This is a genomic window from Pilimelia columellifera subsp. columellifera (assembly GCF_039532605.1).
Classification (GTDB): Bacteria; Actinomycetota; Actinomycetes; order Mycobacteriales; family Micromonosporaceae; genus Pilimelia; species Pilimelia columellifera.
The window spans coordinates 426,499-445,744 of record NZ_BAAARY010000001.1; the positions used below are offsets into that span (position 1 = coordinate 426,499).

General features: G+C 68.3%; 15 protein-coding genes and 2 tRNA genes. 13 read left to right on the forward strand and 4 right to left on the reverse strand.

Translation table 11 applies throughout. The annotated features are described in order from the left end of the window. The first annotated feature begins 363 nt into the window (after positions 1-363). From dnaA to ABD287_RS02015, 5 genes are all read left to right on the forward strand, one after another. Positions 364-2,073, forward strand: a complete 1,710-nt coding sequence (gene dnaA, locus ABD287_RS01995; protein ID WP_344167185.1) for a chromosomal replication initiator protein DnaA — start codon at positions 364-366, stop codon at positions 2,071-2,073. 672 nt (positions 2,074-2,745) lie between these two features. Beyond that, positions 2,746-3,879: a DNA polymerase III subunit beta gene (gene dnaN, locus ABD287_RS02000; protein WP_344167187.1), complete on the forward strand. Its 1,134-nt coding sequence runs from the start codon at positions 2,746-2,748 to the stop codon at positions 3,877-3,879. 64 nt (positions 3,880-3,943) lie between these two features. Further along, positions 3,944-4,813, forward strand: coding sequence for a phosphogluconate dehydrogenase (NAD(+)-dependent, decarboxylating) (gene gnd / locus ABD287_RS02005; protein ID WP_344167189.1), 870 nt, complete (start codon positions 3,944-3,946; stop codon positions 4,811-4,813). 12 nt (positions 4,814-4,825) lie between these two features. After that, positions 4,826-5,953 (forward strand): DNA replication/repair protein RecF, encoded by a 1,128-nt coding sequence (gene recF / locus ABD287_RS02010; RefSeq protein ID WP_344167192.1) that lies wholly within the window; start codon positions 4,826-4,828, stop codon positions 5,951-5,953. After that, a complete protein-coding gene (locus ABD287_RS02015; protein WP_425565467.1) occupies positions 5,943-6,512 on the forward strand; it encodes a DciA family protein in 570 nt (189 codons plus the stop codon). Before recF ends, ABD287_RS02015 begins: the two co-directional genes overlap by 11 nt. 11 nt (positions 6,513-6,523) lie before the next feature. Here ABD287_RS02015 and ABD287_RS02020 read toward each other — a convergent pair whose 3' ends face one another. Beyond that, complete coding sequence (locus ABD287_RS02020) at positions 6,524-7,048, reverse strand: hypothetical protein (protein WP_425565477.1); 525 nt, start codon at positions 7,046-7,048, stop codon at positions 6,524-6,526. A gap of 333 nt (positions 7,049-7,381) precedes the next feature. Here ABD287_RS02020 and ABD287_RS02025 point away from each other — a divergent pair, with 333 nt between their 5' ends. The 7 genes from ABD287_RS02025 to ABD287_RS02055 all read left to right on the forward strand — a co-directional run bounded on the left by ABD287_RS02025 (position 7,382) and on the right by ABD287_RS02055 (position 15,531). After that, entirely contained in the window at positions 7,382-7,588 is a 207-nt protein-coding gene (locus ABD287_RS02025; RefSeq protein ID WP_344167196.1) for a hypothetical protein, read from the forward strand. 315 nt (positions 7,589-7,903) lie between these two features. Next, a complete protein-coding gene (gyrB, locus tag ABD287_RS02030) occupies positions 7,904-9,850 on the forward strand; it encodes a DNA topoisomerase (ATP-hydrolyzing) subunit B (protein ID WP_344167198.1) in 1,947 nt (648 codons plus the stop codon). Positions 9,851-10,075: 225 nt separating this feature from the next. Continuing rightward, a complete protein-coding gene (gene gyrA / locus ABD287_RS02035) occupies positions 10,076-13,726 on the forward strand; it encodes an intein-containing DNA gyrase subunit A (protein ID WP_425565478.1) in 3,651 nt (1,216 codons plus the stop codon). A gap of 420 nt (positions 13,727-14,146) precedes the next feature. Further along, a complete protein-coding gene (locus ABD287_RS02040) occupies positions 14,147-14,998 on the forward strand; it encodes a DUF3566 domain-containing protein (protein ID WP_425565468.1) in 852 nt (283 codons plus the stop codon). 177 nt (positions 14,999-15,175) lie between these two features. Then, positions 15,176-15,252: transfer RNA gene (locus ABD287_RS02045), tRNA-Ile, on the forward strand. 43 nt (positions 15,253-15,295) lie between these two features. Continuing rightward, complete coding sequence (locus tag ABD287_RS02050; protein ID WP_344167204.1) at positions 15,296-15,424, forward strand: DLW-39 family protein; 129 nt, start codon at positions 15,296-15,298, stop codon at positions 15,422-15,424. A gap of 31 nt (positions 15,425-15,455) precedes the next feature. Beyond that, positions 15,456-15,531 (forward strand) — tRNA-Ala (locus ABD287_RS02055). Between the two features lie 101 nt (positions 15,532-15,632). Here ABD287_RS02055 and ABD287_RS02060 read toward each other — a convergent pair. Beyond that, positions 15,633-15,761, reverse strand: a complete 129-nt coding sequence (locus tag ABD287_RS02060; RefSeq protein WP_344167206.1) for a hypothetical protein — start codon at positions 15,759-15,761, stop codon at positions 15,633-15,635. 823 nt (positions 15,762-16,584) lie between these two features. Here ABD287_RS02060 and ABD287_RS02065 point away from each other — a divergent pair. Next, positions 16,585-18,240 carry an alpha/beta hydrolase gene (locus ABD287_RS02065; RefSeq protein ID WP_344167208.1) on the forward strand — a complete coding sequence of 552 codons (1,656 nt, stop codon included), beginning with the start codon at positions 16,585-16,587 and terminating at the stop codon, positions 18,238-18,240. A gap of 234 nt (positions 18,241-18,474) precedes the next feature. On the opposite strand, the gene ABD287_RS02070 is transcribed toward ABD287_RS02065, so the two are convergent. Both ABD287_RS02070 and ABD287_RS02075 read right to left on the reverse strand, forming a co-directional pair. After that, complete coding sequence (locus ABD287_RS02070) at positions 18,475-18,885, reverse strand: type II toxin-antitoxin system VapC family toxin (protein ID WP_344167210.1); 411 nt, start codon at positions 18,883-18,885, stop codon at positions 18,475-18,477. After that, on the reverse strand, positions 18,882-19,160 hold the full coding sequence (locus ABD287_RS02075) for a type II toxin-antitoxin system Phd/YefM family antitoxin (protein ID WP_344167212.1): 279 nt from the start codon (positions 19,158-19,160) through the stop codon (positions 18,882-18,884). Before ABD287_RS02075 ends, ABD287_RS02070 begins: the two co-directional genes overlap by 4 nt. Between the last annotated feature and the right edge of the window lie 86 nt (positions 19,161-19,246).

The window sequence follows — 19,246 nt, forward strand, 5'->3', positions numbered from 1 at the left end:
GCGAGGCGCCCGGACCCTAACGTCCACGCCGCGCCGGCCTGTGGACAACTTTCGACCGCCACGGGCAGGTGCTTCGTCGTGATCGACGACTGCCATGGACCGGCCGGAGGGAATCCGGCGACTTGGCAACCGTAAGATCGGACAAATTAGCCGCGAGAGGTACAAAAATCGTAGCTCACGCGTCGGTCAAAGCACCCGGGCGGACTGCGGTCCCGCCCACCCCCCGCGCCGTGGGGCGCGCCCTGGCCTGTGGATAACCTGTGGACAACAACCAGTGTCACCGCCGATCAGCAGGCGACGACCGCGCCGGGACCGGCGCGTGGCAACACGACTGGCCGGGCCCGACAGGGGGTGGAAAGCGCGGTGACCGACGCCAGAGACCTGGATGCCGTCTGGGAGGCCGCCACCGACACCCTGGCCGATGAGATCATCTCGGCCCAGCAGCGCGCCTATCTGAGACTCACCCGGCTACGTGCTATCGTCGAGGACACCGCGTTGCTGTCGGTCCCCGACGCCTTCACCCGGGACGTCATCGAGTCGCGCCTACGGCCGGCGATCACCGAGGCGCTCTCCCGGATGCTCAGTCGACCGGTCCAGGTCGCTGTCACCGTCCGGTCCCCGGCCGGCCCGCTCGCCGCCCCGAGCGCTCCGGCCGCGGCTGGCGCCGTCGCGCCGCCCAATAGCAGCGTCCGGTCCCAGTCGGGCCGCACCGAACACGGACATCCGGTCGATGCGACCCACGGCGCGCCAACCGGCACCGCTCAGGGCGCCCCCACCGGCCCGACGGGGCAAACCGCGGGAACCGCCCAGGCGACGATGCTCGACCTACCGCAGCAGCAACGGGTCGCGTCGCGCTCGCCAGCCGCCGACACTGCCGCGATCATGGCTGCTGAGCAGGCCCAGGACGTGCTGTTCGGTCCGGGTCTGGTCCCGTCGCAGTCGGGCCGCGACAGCGGCCAGTCCGAGAGCGGCCCGGGCCGGGCGAGCGCTTCGGAAAGGCGGGACGCGGCGATGCGCGAGCTCAGCCGCGGTGGCGCCGACGGCAACCGCCTCAACCCCAAGTACACCTTCGAGACGTTCGTCATCGGCTCGTCGAACCGGTTCGCCCACGCGGCCGCCGTGGCGGTGGCCGAGTCGCCGGCGAAGGCCTACAACCCGCTGTTCATCTACGGACACTCCGGCCTCGGCAAGACCCACCTGCTGCACGCCATCGGCCACTACGCCACGACGTTGGGCAACGCCCGGTCGGTGCGGTACGTCAGCACCGAGGAGTTCACCAACGACTTCATCAACTCCTTGCGCGACGACAAGACCAGCGCCTTCCAACGCCGGTACCGGGACGTCGACATCCTGTTGATCGACGATATCCAGTTCCTGGAGAACCGGGAGCGGACGCAGGAAGAGTTCTTCCACACCTTCAACACCCTGCACAACGCGAACAAGCAGATCGTCATCACCTCCGACCGCGGGCCCAAGCAGCTCGCGACGCTGGAGGACCGGCTGCGGACGAGGTTCGAGTGGGGTCTGCTGGCTGACATCCAGCCGCCGGACCTGGAGACCCGGATCGCGATCCTGCAGAAGAAGGCGGCGCAGGAGCGCCTCTACGCGCCGCCGGACGTGCTCGAGTTCATCGCTTCCAAGATCTCCTCGTCGATCCGTGAGCTGGAGGGCGCGCTGATCCGGGTGACGGCGTTCGCCAGCCTCACCCGCTCGCCGGTGCAGGTGTCGCTGGCCGAGGAGGTCCTGCGGGACTACATCTCCGAGGACGGCGAGTCGCCGGAGACCACCGCCGAGCAGATCATGGCCGCGACGGCTGAGTACTTCGGCGTCAGCCTCGAGGACCTGCGGGGCAACTCGCGGTCCCGGGTCCTGGTAAACGCCCGTCAGGTGGCCATGTATCTGTGTCGGGAGCTGACCGAGCTCTCACTGCCCCGGATCGGGCAGGCGTTCGGTGGGCGGGACCACACGACGGTCATGCACGCCGACCGCAAGATCCGCCAGCAGATGGCCGAGCGCCGCTCGCTCTACAACCAGATGGCCGAGCTGACGAACCGGATCAAGCAGACCTCGTAGCGCGGCGGGCGGCCCGACGGGTCGCCAGGTAGCCCGTTCGGGTGTCCACAGTGTGTCGGCAGTCCCTCCATCAGGCGACGGCCGGTCGTCGCAGGGGCCTGCGCACCAGCCGTCTCGGTGATCAAAAGCTGGCCGACGGGTCTTCACGTTCATGTTTCCGGCCCGGCGACAGGCAGGGTTATCCACAGGTCCTGTGGATAACCCTGTGGATTTCCTGTGGATACAATGTGGATAACTCTGTGGATAACCTGGTGTGATCATGAAAATCGGTTATCCACAGTTGGGGATAAACCCTGTGGATAACCTGTGGATAACCTGTGGACAACCACTGAAGCCTGTGGACAGAGAATCGGCCTGTGGATAACTCGCCGAGTTACCCACAGGATATCCACAGGCTGTCCACAGGCCCGCAACACCTTGACCAGCAAAAACGGCAGTTATCCACAATATCCACAGGCCCTATTACTACGACGTTAGTTTCTTCTAAGAAGAGAAAAGATCAATAACCGGCGTGTGGACAAAGTCGCGGTCGCCGGGATCTTGGGCTTGCCCGGCGACCGAGGGATCGAAACAGACGGGGGGCGACTGGCCGGCCGTCAACGGCTCGCCATAAGGTGCCTAGAGCACCCGGCCCAACCCCGGGAGCGATCACCACCGCAGTCCGGAGGCAGCATGAAGTTCCGAGTTGAGCGCGACGCGCTCGCCGATGCCGTCGCCTGGACGGCCAAGAGCTTGCCCAGCCGCCCGTCCGTCCCGGTGCTCGCCGGCGTGATGCTGCGTGCCACCGACGGCTCGCTCGAGGTGTCAGGTTTCGACTACGAGGTCTCCAGCCAGGTCACCGTCGAGATCCAGAGCGACTCAGACGGCGCCGCCCTGGTCTCCGGCCGATTGCTTGCCGAGATCACCAAGGCCCTGCCGGCCAAGCCCGTCGACATCGCCGCCGTCGGCGCACACCTGGAGCTCCTCTGCGGCAGCGCGAGGTTCACCCTGCCGACGATGCCCGTCGAGGACTACCCGTCCCTGCCGGACATGCCCGCTAGCGCCGGCACCGTCGACGCCGGGGCCTTCGCCACCGCGGTGGCTCAGGTCGCCATCGCCGCAGGCCGGGACGAGACGCTGCCGATGATGACCGGCGTGCGGCTGGAACTCAACGGCGGAACCCTGTCGATGCTCGCCACCGACCGCTATCGGCTGGCGCTACGGGAGATCGAGTGGGCGCCCCAGGACCCTCACATCGACCTGCACGCCCTGGCGCCCGCACGCACACTCGCCGACACCGCGAAGACCCTCGGCCCGGCCGGTGGCGAGGTCACTCTCGCGCTGGCCCAGGGCGGCGCCGGCGAAGGCATGATCGGATTCGCCGGCGGAACCCGGCGCACCACCAGCCGGCTCCTCGACGGCGCCAACTACCCGCCGGTGCGCTCGCTCTTCCCGGACACCCATAACGCCCGCGCCACGGTCTCCGTCGCGGCGCTCGCCGAGGTCGTCAAGCGCGTAGCGCTCGTCGCCGAACGCACCACCCCGGTGCGGCTGAGCTTCAGCGAGGACGGCCTGGTCGTCGAGGCCGGCGGCTCCGAGGACGCCCGGGCCAGCGAAGCGATGGACACCGTCTTCACCGGCGAACCGCTCACCATCGCGTTCAACCCGCAGTACCTGCTGGACGGACTCGCCGCGCTCGGCGTCCCCACCGCCGTACTGTCATTCCTTGACGCTTTCAAGCCGGCTGTTATCTTGCCCGCGGCTGACGACGGCGAGGTTATCCCCGGCTACCGTTACCTGATCATGCCCATCCGGGTCGCCCGCTGACCCGGAGCGCCCAGTTGGGGCGGGTCGCCCGCCGACCCGCCCGGCCCTACGAAGGGAACCGTCGATGCAGCTCGGACTGGTCGGACTCGGCAGGATGGGCGGAAACATGCGCGACCGCCTACGCGCCAACGGGCACGAGGTGATCGGCTACGACCGCAACCCCGCGGTGTCCGACGCGGGTTCCCTGGCCGAGCTCGTTGGGCAGCTTGACACGCCCCGGGTGGTCTGGGTCATGGTCCCGGCTGGCGCCACCGAGGCGACTATCGACGAACTGGCCGAGCATCTGGGCGACGGCGACATCGTCATCGACGGCGGCAACTCCCGGTTTAGCGACGACGCCCCGCGCGCGGAGCGGCTCGGCGCGAAAGGCATCGGCTACGTCGACGTCGGCGTCTCCGGCGGGGTCTGGGGCAAAGAGCACGGCTACGCCCTCATGGTCGGCGGGGACCACGGCCTGGTGAAGCACTGCATGCCGATCTTCGAGTCGCTGAAGCCGGCCGGGCAGTACGGCTTCGTGCACGCCGGCGGCACCGGCGCCGGCCACTACGCCAAGATGGTCCACAACGGTATCGAGTACGGCCTCATGCACGCCTTCGCCGAAGGCTACGAGCTGCTCGACAAGTCCGAGTTCGTCGACAACGTCCCAGGCGTCATCAAGTCGTGGCGTGAAGGCTCGGTCGTCAAGTCCTGGCTGCTCGACCTGCTCGACAATGCCCTCGACGAGGACCCGGAGCTGGCTGGGCTGCGCGGCTGGGCCGACGACACCGGTGAGGGACGTTGGACCGTCGAGGAGGCCATCCGCCTGGCCGTCCCGATGAACGTCATCGCCGCCTCGCTGTTCGCCCGGTTCGTCTCCCGCCAGGACGACTCTCCCGCCATGAAGGCGATCGCCGCGCTGCGCCAGCAGTTCGGCGGACACGCCGTCAAGCGGTAGCGCGCCGCCCGGATGCACGTGCGACGGCTCGAACTGGTCGACTACCGCTCGTACGAGCAGGTCTCGCTCGACCTCGACGCCGGTCCGAGCGTGCTGGTCGGCCCCAACGGCGTCGGCAAGACGAACCTCGTCGAGGCGTTGGGTTTCGTGGCCACCCTGGGCAGCCACCGGGTGGCCACGGACGCCCCGCTGGTGCGGGCCGGCGCCACCTCGGCGGTCGTCCGCTGTGAGATCGCCCACGAGGGGCGGGAGCTGCTCGTCGAGCTGGAGATCGTCCCGGGCAAGGCGAACCGGGCGCGGCTCGGTCGTTCGCCGGCCCGGCGCGCCCGTGATGTCGTCGGGGCGCTGCGCCTGGTGCTGTTCGCGCCCGAGGACCTTGAGCTGGTGCGCGGCGACCCAGCCGAGCGCCGACGCTACCTCGACGACCTCCTCGTCAGCCGCCAGCCGCGCTACGCCGGGGTGCGGGCCGACTACGAGAAGGTCGTCCGGCAACGCAACGCGCTGCTGCGCACCGCCTACCTGGCCCGAAAGACCGGTGGACGGCCAGGTGACCTGTCCACCCTGGACGTCTGGGACGAGCACCTGGCCACCCACGGCGCCGAGCTGTTGGCGGGCCGGCTGGAACTCGTCACGGCGCTCGCCCCGCACATCGGCAAGTCCTATGACGCGGTCGCCCAGGGCGCCGGCGCCGCCACGGTCGCCTACCGCAGCAGCCTCGGCGAGCAGTTGGGCGTCGACCGCGCCCCACTGCGGGCCGCTCTCGCAACGGCGTTGGTCGCGGGTCGGCCGGCCGAGATCGACCGGGGCGTGACCCTCACCGGCCCGCACCGCGACGACCTCGGCCTCCGCCTTGGCGACCTGCCCGTGAAGGGGTACGCCAGCCACGGCGAGTCGTGGTCGTTCGCGTTGGCCCTGCGGTTGGCCGGCTACGAGCTGTTGCGGTCCGAAGGCATCGAGCCGGTGCTCGTCCTCGACGACGTGTTCGCCGAGTTGGACGCCGGCCGTCGGGAACGGCTGGCCCGGCTGGTCACCCCGGCCAGTCAGGTGCTCATCACCTGCGCGGTCGCCGATGACGTTCCGGCTGAGCTACGCGGCGCCCGGTACGACGTGCGTCGCGGCGCGGTGTCGCGTGTCGAGTGATCCCCGCCCGGCGGCCAGGCCCGACCAGGCGACGCCGGAGGCTTCCACGGACCCCGACGCCAGCGGGCCGTCAGGCCCGGAGCTGGCCCGCGCGGTGCTCGACGCGGCCAAGGCCCGCAGGCAGACCACCCCGCGTCCGTCCCGCTACCGAGGCGCGGGCGACTCCCGTCGGCTGCGTGGCTACTCCGGGCCGGGGCCCGACCCGCGGGACCCGGCCCTGTTCGGTGTCGTCCTGCAACGGTTGATGAAGGCCCGGGGCTGGCAGCGGCAGACCGCCGAGGCCACCGTGTTCGGCGCCTGGGAACGGGTCGTCGGCGCTGACATAGCCGCGCACAGCCGGCCGGTCAGGCTCGCCGACGGCGAACTCACCATCGAGGCCGAGTCGACCGCATGGGCCACCCAACTGCGACTCCTCACCGGCAAGATCCTCAAGCAGATCGCAGGCGAGGTCGGCCACAACGTCGTCATCAGACTGAACATTCACGGACCGGCAGCCCCGTCCTGGCGGCGCGGGCCGCTACGCGTGCGGGGCCGGGGTCCCGGCGACACGTACGGATGACCTGACCCCGCTCAGTCCTGAGCGAAGACAGCGAAGCCCTGTTCGGCGCACTGCCGGTAGAACCGGCCGAGGACGGCAAGCTCGGTGCGGGTGAACGCCCAGGTCGGCGGCTCACCGGCCGGGCCACGCATCGCGTCCAGCCTGCCCTCCAGCCAGCGCAGCTGCTGATCCGCCAGCCGCCCCTCGGAAAGCGCCGACCGCATCACCGCGCCGACCGTGGCGAACTCGACGCGCTCCCCGTACCTCTCGTGTCCGGCGACGAAACGTTCCAGACCGCCGGCGATCCAGGCGCATCCGTCCGGGTCGATGACCGGATCCTCGTCCTCGGCCGCCGCCTCGGTCGCGTAGAGGACGCCGTCCAGCCCGAGGAGCAGGTCGACCAGGCCCGTGTAGGCGGCTACCGGCGCGGCCGCCGACCGACCGATGGTCGCCGCGAGCGCCACTGCGGCGTCAGCGCCGCGTCCGACCAGCGCTTCGGCGATCTCGGTGAACTCGGCGAACGCCACGCTGGACGTCGGCAGGTACTGCTCGCCCAGGCGGGGCCAGCGGACGGCGACGTTGTGGAGTTCGGCGGGCGCCGGCTCGGGCCGTGCCTCGGCCGTCGCCGGCGTCCCACCGGCGTTCCCTGACGATGCGGCGGCGGTACTGGAGCTCACCCGGTTCATCCCCTCGACGCGGTTCACGCTGTGCCGCCGGCAGGTTACGACACGGAGCCGACAAACGACAGGCCCGACGACGCGGCACGCCGCAACTCCACGATCGACGACGATTGCCGGAGACCGCGACGGGGTACCAGCCGCGCATCGATCGCGACGCCGACCGACGTCCGGCAGGGCCCGGTCGGCGTCGCGGCTAGAAGGGAGTCCCCCATGCGATACCGCTCCGTCAGCGTCTTCTTCGTCTTGGTTTGGCTGCTCATCGGCCTCCTTGCCGCGGGGCAGCGCGGCTACCTGCGGTCGGCTGACGCCACCTGCGCTGAGGCGTCCACCATCGCCGTCACCGTGCTCGCCGGCCCGCTCAACTACGTCGGGCTTAATCCGGTGATGAAGTGTGAGCTTCCGCAGCCGTCATCTTGATCCGTGCCCGGCCTCCGTGGGGGGTGTTGCGCCCGCGGTCCGCGCGCCGCTACGGCGATCTGAGGTGCCTCGGCACGGGTGCCGCGGGGCGGCAAAGTCCGTCCGGCACAGTAGGATTGCCGAGAACACCAGGATCGTCCGTGCGGGGCTCGTCCCCGCGGGCGTACCACCGAACCCTTACCGCGGGCCTCCGCGTGGTCGGCGCCTGGCGTCGGCCCGGCTCTGTCGGCTCGTCGCCGTCCGCCCGCCCGCCGCCCGCCAAACCCGCACCGCCAGCGGTTGGCCGACGCCGGCGGTACGAGAAAGCGACCGAGCGTGGCAGCGAAGAAGCAGGAGTACGGCGCCGAGTCGATCACGGTGCTGGAGGGCCTGGAGGCCGTCCGCAAACGGCCCGGCATGTACATCGGCTCGACCGGCGAGCGCGGGCTGCACCACCTCGTCTGGGAGGTTGTCGACAACGCGGTCGACGAGGCGCTGGCCGGACACTGCGACACGATCAACGTGGTCCTTCTCGGCGACGGCGGCGTGTCGGTCACCGACAACGGCCGGGGCTTCCCGGTCGACCTGCACCCGAAGCTGAAGAAGCCCGGCGTCGAGGTGGCGCTGACGGTCCTGCACGCTGGCGGCAAGTTCGACGGCAAGGCGTACGCGGTCTCCGGCGGTCTGCACGGCGTCGGTGTGTCGGTGGTGAACGCGTTGTCCACGAAGATGGCCGTCGAGATCCACAAGGACGGTTTCGTCTGGCGGCAGAAGTACGCGTACTCGAAGCCGTCGACGTTGGAGAAGGGCGAGTCGACCACCCGCACCGGCTCCCAGGTGGCGTTCTGGCCGGACCCGGACATCTTCGAGACCGTCGACTTCTCCTTCGAGACGATCTATCGCCGCATCCAGGAGATGGCCTTCCTCAACCGCGGCCTGACGATCATCCTGCGGGACGAGCGGGAGACCTCGCGCGACGATGACGGCAAAACGCGCGAGGTGACGTTCTGCTACCAGGGCGGCATCGCGGACTTCGTCCGGCACCTCAACGGCACCAAGAGCCCGATCCACAGGTCGGTGATCGAGTTCGGCGGCGAGGTCGACGGTATGTCGGTCGAGGTCGCGATGCAGTGGAACGAGTCGTACGGCGAGTCGGTCTACACGTTCGCCAACACGATCAACACACACGAGGGCGGCACCCACGAGGAGGGTTTCCGTTCCGCGTTGACCGGGATCGTCAACAAGTACGGGGCCGACAAGAAGATCCTCAAGGGCGATGAGAAGCTCACCGGCGAGGACATCCGGGAGGGCCTCGCGGCCATCATCTCGGTGAAGCTGGCGAATCCGCAGTTCGAGGGTCAGACCAAGACGAAGCTGGGGAACACCGACGTCAAGGGTTTCGTCCAGAAGGCCGCGAACGAGTGGCTGGTGGACTGGTTCGAGCGCAACCCCGCCGAAGCCAAGATGATCATCTCGAAGGCTTCACAGGCGGCGCGGGCCCGGGTCGCCGCGCAGCAGGCCCGGAAGCTGGCGCGGCGTAAGTCGCTGCTGGAGTCCGGCTCGATGCCCGGCAAGCTGGCCGACTGTCAGTCGACCGACCCGCGCGAGTCGGAGCTGTTCATCGTCGAGGGCGACTCGGCCGGTGGCTCGGCCAAGCAGGGCCGGGACCCGAAGACGCAGGCGATCCTGCCGATCCGCGGGAAGATCCTCAACGTGGAGAAGGCCCGGATCGACCGGGTGCTCAAGAACAACGAGGTTCAGGCGCTGATCACCGCCCTGGGCACCGGCATCCACGACGAGTTCGACATCGAGAAACTGCGCTACCACAAGGTCGTCCTGATGGCGGACGCCGACGTCGACGGCCAGCACATCCGGACGCTGCTGTTGACGCTGCTGTTCCGGTTCATGCGACCGCTGGTCGAGCTGGGGCATGTCTACCTGGCGCAGCCGCCGCTGTACAAGGTCAAGTGGAACAGGCGCGGCGACGACGCCCAGTACGCCTACTCGGACCGCGAGCGTGACGGCCTCATCGCGATCCGACAGGAGACCAAGCCCAACGCCAAACCCGACGATATCCAGCGGTTCAAGGGTCTGGGCGAGATGAACTACCCGGAGCTGTGGGAGACCACGATGAACCCGGGCACCCGCACGCTGCTCCAGGTCACTCTGGACGACGCCGCCATCGCCGACGAGCTGTTCAGCGTGCTCATGGGCGAGGACGTGGAGGCGCGGCGTTCGTTCATCCAGCGCAACGCCAAGGATGTGCGGTTCCTCGACATCTGACGGGTTGTCCACAGGCTGGTGGAGTTATCCACAAGCTCTGTCCACAACGGTTTGCCGATTCCATTGACATTTGTCCGGCTTCTGGTCGGCGTAGAGCGATAAGGGTTCACAGTGACGGAAACACCTGGCGACGAGGAACAGGTCGAGCCGGGCACGGGCGGTCGGCCGAGGGTCGAGCCGGTCGGGCTCGAGGTCGAGATGCAACGGTCGTACCTCGACTACGCGATGAGCGTCATCGTCGGACGTGCGCTGCCTGACGTGCGGGACGGCCTCAAACCGGTCCACCGCAAGATCCTGTACGCGATGTACGACTCCGGTTACCGGCCGGACCGGGGGTACGTCAAGTGCTCCCGGGTCGTCGGCGACGTCATGGGTCAGTTCCACCCGCACGGCGACTCGTCCATCTACGACGCCCTGGTCCGGATGGCGCAGCCCTGGTCGCTGCGCTACCCGCTGGTGGACGGCAACGGCAACTTCGGCTCGCCGGGCAACGATCCGCCGGCCGCCATGAGGTACTGCTTGATCGGAGATGCTCGGGTTCGGACCGTCTTCGGGGGGACCATCCGGATCGCCGACATCGTTCCCGCCGCCGTGCCGGACTCTGAGACCGAGATCGATCTCAAGGTCCGCGACCGCAACGGCGACATCGTCCGTGCCACCCGGTTCTTCCACTCCGGCGAGCATCCGACGCTGAAACTGCGCACCCGGGCCGGTTTCGAGCTGACCGGCACGCACAACCACCCGGTGCTCTGCCTCACCGAGGTCGCCGGCGTGCCGACGCTGCTGTGGAAGCTGCTGGAGGAGGTCGGGCCCGGCGACAGGGTGGCGATGCAGCGGGTGGTGGCGGAGGAGTTCGGCGTCCCACTGATGGAGGACCACGAGGCGGCGATCCTAGCCGGCGCCTTCGTCAGCGAAGGGTGGGTCTCCGAGGGCCGAGCCGGTTTCAACAACGTCGACCCGAGCTTCTTCGGGAGGGTCCTGACGGCCTACGACGCCGTCGTCGGCGGGCCTCGCTCCGTCAGCCAGCGCGTCATCGCGTCCGGGAGCGTCCTGCACGAGCTGGACATCCAGGACCTGACCTCGCTGCGGACCAGCGTCCTCGGAGGCATGGTCGGCTACCGCAGCGCGGACACGTTCGTCCCGGAGTTCGTCTGGCGTGGTTCGGCGGCGATAAAGCGGGCGTTCCTCGCCGCTCTGTTCGAGGGCGACGGCTCGTCTTCGCTGCTGCCCCGTAACACCATTCAGATCTCGTACTCGACGCGCAGCGCCCGGCTCGCCGCCGAGGTCCAGCAGCTCCTGTTGGAGTTCGGCGTGGTGTCGCGGCAGAGCCGCAGCGCCCGGGACGAGATCAAGGTCGTCATCACCAACCGTCGGGACGCCCGGCTGTTCGCCGTGCACGTCGGCTTCCTCGGCCGCAAGCAGGCGAAGCTGGAGAGCGAGCTAGGCCAGGTCCCGGCTTCCAGCACCGCGATGAGCAGCGACCACGTCCCGTACGTCGGAGATTTCGTCCGCGCCCACGGCGCCAGGCGGTGGACCGAACGGGACTGGCTGGTGAAGCACAACGTCGACCGGATCGAGCGGTGGGAGCGCGATCGCGACGAGATCGCCGCGCGGATCACCGAGCCCGGCATCCTCGACGTGGTGGAGCCGTTGGTCGATGGCCGGTTCTACTACGACGAGGTCGTCAGCGTGGCCAACGCCGGTGTGCAGCCGGTCTACAGCCTGCGGGTCGACACCGACGACCACTCGTTCGTCACCAACGGCTTTGTCAGCCACAACACGGAATGCAAGCTGGCGCCGCTGGCGATGGAGATGCTGAAGGACATCGACGAGGACACCGTCGACCTGCAGGACAACTACGACGGTCGGGCCAAGGAGCCCACGATCCTCCCGGCGCGGATCCCGAACCTGCTGGTCAACGGCTCCGAGGGCATCGCGGTCGGCATGGCCACGAAGATCCCGCCGCACAACCTGCGCGAGATCGGCGCCGCCGTCCAGTGGTGTCTGGCGAACCCGGAGGCCGATGAGGAGACCACTCTCGAGGCGCTCCTCGGCATCGTCAAGGGCCCGGACTTCCCGACCGCCGGGCTCATCGTCGGGCAGCAGGCGATCCAGGACGCTTACCGGACCGGGCGCGGCTCGATCCGGATGCGCGCGGTCGTCGAGGTGGAGGAGGACGCCAAGCGGAGGGCGATCCTTGTCGTCACCGAGATGCCGTACCAGGTCAACCCGGATAATTTGGCCGAGCGCATCGCCGATCTGATCAAGGACGGGAAACTCGCCGGCATCGCCGACATCCGCGAGGAGTCGTCGGGTCGTACCGGCATGCGTCTGGTGATCGTGCTCAAGCGGGACGCCGTCGCCAAGGTCGTGCTGAACAACCTCTACAAGCACACCCAGCTCCAGGAGACGTTCGGCGCGAACATGCTGGCTCTGGTCGACGGGGTGCCGCGCACCCTGAACCTGGCCCAGTTCGTCCGGCACTACGTCGCCCACCAGGTCGAGGTCATCGTCCGGCGGACGGCCTACCGGCTACGGAAGGCCGAGGAGCGGGCTCACATCCTGCGCGGTTACGTCAAGGCGCTCGACGCCCTGGATGACGTCATCGCGCTGATCCGGCGCTCGCCGACGGTGGAGGAGGCCCGCGGCGGCCTCATCCAGCTGCTGGACATCGACGAGGTCCAGGCGACGGCGATCCTCGACATGCAGCTGCGGCGGCTCGCCGCGCTGGAGCGGCAGAAGATCATCGACAACCTGGCGGAGATCGAGCTGGAGATCGCCGAGCTCAGGGACATCCTCGCCAAGCCCGAGCGGCAGCGGAAGCTGATCTCGGACGAACTGTCCGAGGTCACCGAAAAGTACGGCAACGACCGGCTGACCCGGATCATCCCGTTCGACGGCGAGGTCTCCATGGAGGACCTCATCGCCCGGGAGGACGTGGTCGTCACCATCACCCGGACGGGTTACGCCAAACGGACAAAAGTCGACCTCTATCGTTCACAGAAGCGCGGCGGTAAGGGCGTGTCCGGCGCGACGTTGCGCCAGGACGACATCGTCAGTCACTTCTTCGTCTGCTCGACCCACAACTGGGTCCTGTTCTTCACGAACAAGGGTCGGGTCTACCGCGCCAAGGCGTACGAGTTGCCCGAGGCCAACCGCACCGCCAAGGGTCAGCATGTGGCCAACCTGCTGGCGTTCCAGCCGGGGGAGCAGATCGCCCAGGTCATCCAGATTCCGCACTACGAGGTGTCGCCGTTCCTGGTGCTCGCCACCCGAAACGGCCTGGTCAAGAAGACCCGTTTGTCGGATTTCGACTCGAACCGCAGCGGTGGCATCATCGCGGTCAACTTGCGCGACGATGATGAACTGGTGGGAGCAGCCCTCATCGGGCCCGAGCACGACCTCCTCCTGGTGTCGAAGCACGCCCAGGCGATCCGCTTCAACGCCACCGATGAGGCGCTGCGTCCTATGGGCCGCGCCACGTCAGGGGTGATCGGAATGCGCTTCGGCGACGGCGACGAGCTCCTGGCGATGGAGGTCGTACAGGACGGAACGGACGTCCTGGTGGCGACTGACGGAGGATATGCGAAACGTACTCCGATGGAGGAGTATCCGTTGCAGGGCCGCGGCGGGAAGGGCGTTCTCACGGCCAAGATCACGGAGCGACGCGGCGCTCTCGTGGGCGCGTTGGTGGTGAACCCGGATGATGAATTGTTCGCTATCACCAGTAATGGTGGAGTTATCCGGACTCCGGTGAAGCCGGTGCGGCGCACGCGCGATCGGAACACAATGGGAGTCAAGCTCATGGACCTTCCGGACGGCGTGAGTCTCGTGGCGATTGCGCGCAACGCCGACGAGCCAGACGAACAGGATTAGTTGATGACGGAGACACAGTCCAAGTCGGGCGCCACCGGGTCCCCGGCTCCCTCGTCGGGGTCGGAGGACACCAAACGCGACCGCCCGAGCTCGGGCCGCGCCCCCGCAGGGGAACCTGCGGAGGCGCCGACCTCGCCCGCGTCCGGCAAGTCCGGCGCGGGCGACTCCGAGGGCGCTGCTAAGCGGCCGTCTCAGCCAGCGCAGTCGAACGGTCGCAACGGCACAGCGGGATCGGACCCCGGGTCCGCGAAGCAGAAGGCGGCCGACCCGTCAGCGACCCAACCGATTCGCACCGGCAACCAGGCTGGCGCAGACCGTCCGTCGGGTGCGGCGTCGGAAGCACCTACCGGCGCTGCCAGGGGGGCAGCGGGTGTCAAAGCCAGCTCCGAGTCATCCGACAAGCCAGCCACCACCAACCCCGTGGCCGCTGAAGCCAAGCCGGGCCCGGCCGAACCTCGGCCGGTGGAACCTAGGCCAGCGGAAGCCGTTCCGACGGTATCTGGAAAAGCGACGGCGGTGGTCACAGGAACCGCTGCCCCTACAGGCGCCGCCGGGAAGCCTGTGACAGCAGCGCCGCCGCCGGGCAAGGCCGCCACGGTCGCCGGGGCGGCCGTCGCCGAGGGACGGGCGAGTGCCACAGCGCCCGCCGCCCCGGCGACCGTCACCGCGGCGGCCACGGCCAGCCCAGCGGCCGGGCCGCGGGCGTCAGCGAGCACCAAGGCGCCAGTCAGACCACCTGGTGAGTCGGTCGGCGCCAGCGTCACCGCGCCGATCCGGATCGCTGCGAAGGCCCCATCCGCGTCGGCCACCATGCCGATACCGACCGCCACATCGACGGCGGGGAGCGCCCGGGTCGCCGAGGCTGTGCGGGCAGCCCGTGGCGCCGCCGGCGCTGCCGCCCGTGGGCCCAGACGGGCTCGGCTGAACCTCAAGCGGATCGATCCCTGGTCTGTGATGAAGCTCAGCTTCGCGCTGTCGATCGTGTTGTTCATCGTCACCATCGTCGCGACATCGGTGCTGTACCTGGTCCTTGACGCCATGGGCGTCTTTGACAAGGTCAACCAGACCCTGGCCGGCCTGGTCAGCGCCAGCGGCGGCAGCGGCGACGCCGGCTTCGCCATCACCGCGAAGGGCGTGATCGGGACCTCAGCCCTCCTCGGCATGGTCAATATCGTGCTGATGACGGCCCTGGCCACTCTTTCGGCGTTCGTCTACAACGTGTGTGCGGACCTCGTCGGTGGCATCGAGGTCACGCTCGCCGAGCGCGACTGATCCACTTCGGGCCGGGGAGTGGTCGCAGTCGGCGACTCCCCCGGCCCGGACCCCGTATCGCCGTGCGGGAAGGCCGTTCGGTAAGCTAGCCTTGCTCGTCGTCACCTGGAAAGCTGCTCGTGACCGGGCAATGTGCGCCGTTGATCCGGACGCCACGGCTTTTCAGGGCGGGTGCAAGGGGCTATAGCTCAGTCGGTTAGAGCGCAGAGCTGATAACTCTGAGGTCGCTGGTTCGATTCCAGCTAGCCCCACCACACACCGCCAGCCAGCGCACCTGACGTTGAGGGGACCCGCGCCATGTGGAAGAAGCTCCTGATCATCGCTGGCGTCATCGGTGCCGCGGCAGCCGTCGCCCGCAAGGCAAAGAACGCGAGCGACGAGCGTGCCCTGTGGCATGAGGCCACGACTGCGCCTGACTACCGCTGACCGTCCGGAGTCCCAGCGCGTTAACTCCATCGGGGCCATAGCTCAACTGGCAGAGCACTGCCTTTGCAAGGCAGGGGTTAGGGGTTCGAGTCCCCTTGGCTCCACCAAAGGTTGCATGGCGCGAAACGCGCTGTCGTCTGTGCTTTACCTGGTCACTGTCGTGTCATCGGTCATCGGTCATCGGTCATCGGTATTCGGAACACGGGCACTACCCGTCGTCGGTGATCTTGATCGCGGCGATGTGCGCTTCGACGGTCGCCTTCTTCTCTGCGGTGGCGCCGCTCGCGATGACCTCGGCCAGGTGTCGGCGAAAACGGGCTCCGTACTCGGTCTGCATGGCGGCCTTCCGGTCGGTGACAGGCTGCGCCGTTGCCGGTTCATCTTGTCGCGTCGGCGGGCAGGGCTGGATGGTGTCGGTGGTTCAGGCGGCGGTGCGGTAGAGGACGACAGGGACACCAACGGCGAGTTCGTCGTGGCCGGTGTGATCGTAGATGACCTGTTGGAGGGCCTTGTCCCAGCGGATCGAGTTGACCTGGTGGCCGGAGGCTTTGCAGGAGCCCTGTCAGCCCACCGCGGGGGTCGGACTCGATCCGGTCAAGGTAGCCGCCGACTTGAAGCCGCGGGCCGGCGCTGTCGGCCGGGACGGCTGCGGCGAGGTCACTGTCGTAGCGGACGGATAGGTCAGTCCGGCGCTGGCGATGGCGTCGTGGAGTGCGGCGGACCGGCTCGGGTTGGGGATTTGCATGTCGGTGTGGCGGGTGGCGTTGCCGACCCTGCGCAGGCACAACCATGTTTGCGAAGATGCAGAGATGTTTCAGCCCGCTCCCACAACAGCACGCGGACCCACCGCACGCGCGAAAACGGCCCCCCTAAGCCGATCCGGCCCACCGGGATCTCACTAGTACACCAAGGATCAAGGCTTTACGGCGATCACCGCGGCCAACACTGCGCGCCGCTGCCACCCAACATGCACATAGCCATGCTCGACGCTCCCAGGTCCCGAAAGGACCCCACCGCGCGCATCAGACTGCAGGGCACCCCCACCGACATGGGGCTGCACAATGACCGGTATCACGATGTCGCATTTCCGACGATCGTCCTGTTGCCAGCTCTTGTCATGGTGTGGTGTGTCCGTCCACTGTTGACGATCCGGAGGAACGATGCGTCCATTCGCTGTCGCACCCGTGTTGGCCGCCGTGTTGGCCGGCACCCTCGCCGCGCCACCGGCCCAGGCCGCCCCACCGCCGACCGCCCACGACACGACCACGGCCGCCGAAGCGCGACGCGTGGACCGGGTGCCCGCGGCGGCGTTGAAGTGGTTCCCGTGCCGGCTCACCTTCGAGTGTGCCACCCTGCCGGTTCCGCTCGACTACGACAAGCCGGAGTTGGGCACCACTCCGGTGGCGCTGATCCGCGCCAAAGCCACCGATCCTGCCAAGCGGATAGGAGCCCTGGTGGTCAACCCCGGCGGACCTGGCGGCTCCGGCATGGACATGGTCGCGCCGAGCTTCCTTGGGCTCCCTCTTGAGCCGTACTTCAGCGAGGCCGTTCGCGAACGTTTCGACATCATCGGCTTCGACCCGCGTGGGCTCGGTGAGAGCGAGAACATCCGCTGTCTGCGCTCGGCCACCGAGCAGAACGAGATGCTCGCTCCGATGAACGCGGGTGAACCCTTGACGCCGGCGGCCGAGCAGGCGTGGATGGGCGCCGCCACGGCGTTCGGAAAGGCGTGCGCGAAGAACGCCGGCAAGCTCGCCGGTCGCATCCACACCGCCCAGGTCGCCCGCGACATGGACGTGCTGCGCCGAGCTTTGGGCGAGGCTAAGCTCAACTACTACGGCATCAGCTACGGCTCGGTTCTCGGGCAGTACTACGCCAACATGTTCCCGGACCGCTTCCGCGCCCTGGCCATCGACGGCATCATCGACGCGGACGACTGGGTGGGCCCGAGAAAGGGCGCGGTGACCCCGCTGATGCCCCGGATGGGCAGCGCGCAGGCGACCGTCGACTCCCACCAGGCGCTGTGGAAGCGCTGCGCCGAGGTCGGCGCCGGGCGATGCCCGCTGCTGGCGCACGGCGACCCGGCCGTGGTCTTCGACCGTGTGGCGAGTCATCTGCGTGTGCAGCCGGTCGAGATCGAAGGCATGCGGATCACCTACCAGAACTTCACCAGCATGGCGATCTTCCTGATGTACGACCCGTCCACCGCGACCATGTTCGCTGAGATCACCGCCGGCCTGTACGAGCTGATCTCCGCCGAGGCGACGGAACGGGGCCGGGAGCGGACCACCCGGGCGCTGCGCACGGCCGCCGAGTTGCGCGCCGGTTACGAGAACGCGATCGACCTGACCGGCGGCGTGGCCTGCGTCGACGGCCGCCACCCCAAGCTGGACACCATGCCGGCTCACGGGGCCGACGCCGAGAAGGCGTACGGGCACGTCGGGCGAAACTTCAGTTGGCGGGTGGCGATCTGCGGCAAGGGCGCCTGGAAGGTCGCAGGCAAGGCCGTGTACGCCGGGCCGTTCGACCGGCGCACCGCCGCCCCGGTGCTGGTGGTGGGCAATACCAAGGACCCGGTGACGCACGTGCGGAACTCAGCGAGCGTCGCCGGCCAGTTGCCTGGCAGCTACCACCTGGTGAGCGACAACTGGGGTCACGGCGCCTACCCGAACTCCAGCTGCGCCGCCGAGCGCATCGACCAGTACCTGATCTCCGGCACGAAGCCGGCGCCGACCGGGTGCGTGGGCGACGTGCAACCGTTCGATGAGGAAGGCGCGCCGAGCAACCGGTTCCGGATGCCGTCCCTGCTCGGCTGATCGTCGGCTCCGGGTGGCCTCGCACAGGCCACCCGGACCCCGAGCACCGGTCACGAGTCGGGTGCTGCCTGGCTTCTGGTTTCTGGTTTCCGTTTAATACCCGGGCGGCGCGGGTGGACGCTGTGGTGCATGAGTAGCGACGATCCGCTGCTTGACCGAGCTGGATTGGCGCGACAGCACGGGCCGATGCTCGGGTTCTAGGCGTCATGTGCGGTATGAAAGCAGAAGGTTCGGCTAGTTTTGTCCGGGGCTTGCCACCGGCAATCCGGCATCCTCCGCGCATGCGAGTAGTCGCCGGTCGTAGGTGACGAAGGCGACTAACGGCGCCCCGGACTCGTTGATCAAGACTTGGGCGGTGGCGAGGTGGATGGCGTCGAGGCTGCGTAGCGCTGGCTCAGCGAAGGCGGCCGCAGTCGCGCGAACCGTGCTGTCGATCTCAAGTCGGAAGAGTCGTCCGACGGTCGCTGGTACGCCGATGAGGGCTTGCGGAGCAGATCGACGTATAGCTCTTGGGACTTCCACCTCGACGAGAGCAGAGCAGACGAGCGGTACGTCGTCGTGGGCGTTGAGCCAGGTCACGAGGTCGGCGCTGTGTGCTTCTTGCCTGACCAGCTTTACGACAGCGGCGGAGTCGAGGTAGATCACCAGCGCTCCTCGTCTCGTGCGGCGGCGAGTGTGGCAGCCACCTCCACGTTCTCCTCGCCAAGCCTCGGTGGAAGAGGAACGGCCCCGCCGCCGGTCGGAGCAATGGCCCGCCCAGCGGCCACCAGTTTGGCGAGCAAGGATCTGTCGTCGCCTACGGGGACGAGTCGGGCGATCGGATGCCCGCGGTCGGTTATCTCCACGGTCTCGCCACCGCTCACCCGAGCCAACACCTGGCTAGTGTTCTGGTTCAGTTCCCGGACCCCGATACGTTCCATGCCAACGAGTGTAGAACGGCGTGTTCTACACCAACAGAGCTGCGGGACCGCTTGTTCTAGCCACGGAGTCCGGCTCGTTGGTCCGG

Excerpts from the sequence above, each read along its gene's own strand:
- dnaN (WP_344167187.1), top strand. The coding sequence starts at position 2,746 with ATGAAGTTCCGAGTTGAGCGCGACGCGCTCGCCGATGCCGTCGCCTGG.
- gnd (WP_344167189.1), top strand. The coding sequence starts at position 3,944 with ATGCAGCTCGGACTGGTCGGACTCGGCAGGATGGGCGGAAACATGCGC.
- recF (WP_344167192.1), top strand. The coding sequence starts at position 4,826 with ATGCACGTGCGACGGCTCGAACTGGTCGACTACCGCTCGTACGAGCAG.
- ABD287_RS02025 (WP_344167196.1), top strand. The coding sequence starts at position 7,382 with ATGCGATACCGCTCCGTCAGCGTCTTCTTCGTCTTGGTTTGGCTGCTC.
- gyrA (WP_425565478.1), top strand. The coding sequence starts at position 10,076 with ATGAGCGTCATCGTCGGACGTGCGCTGCCTGACGTGCGGGACGGCCTC.
- ABD287_RS02050 (WP_344167204.1), top strand. The coding sequence starts at position 15,296 with ATGTGGAAGAAGCTCCTGATCATCGCTGGCGTCATCGGTGCCGCGGCA.
- ABD287_RS02060 (WP_344167206.1), bottom strand. The coding sequence starts at position 15,761 with ATGCAGACCGAGTACGGAGCCCGTTTTCGCCGACACCTGGCCGAGGTC.
- ABD287_RS02065 (WP_344167208.1), top strand. The coding sequence starts at position 16,585 with ATGCGTCCATTCGCTGTCGCACCCGTGTTGGCCGCCGTGTTGGCCGGC.
- ABD287_RS02075 (WP_344167212.1), bottom strand. The coding sequence starts at position 19,160 with ATGGAACGTATCGGGGTCCGGGAACTGAACCAGAACACTAGCCAGGTG.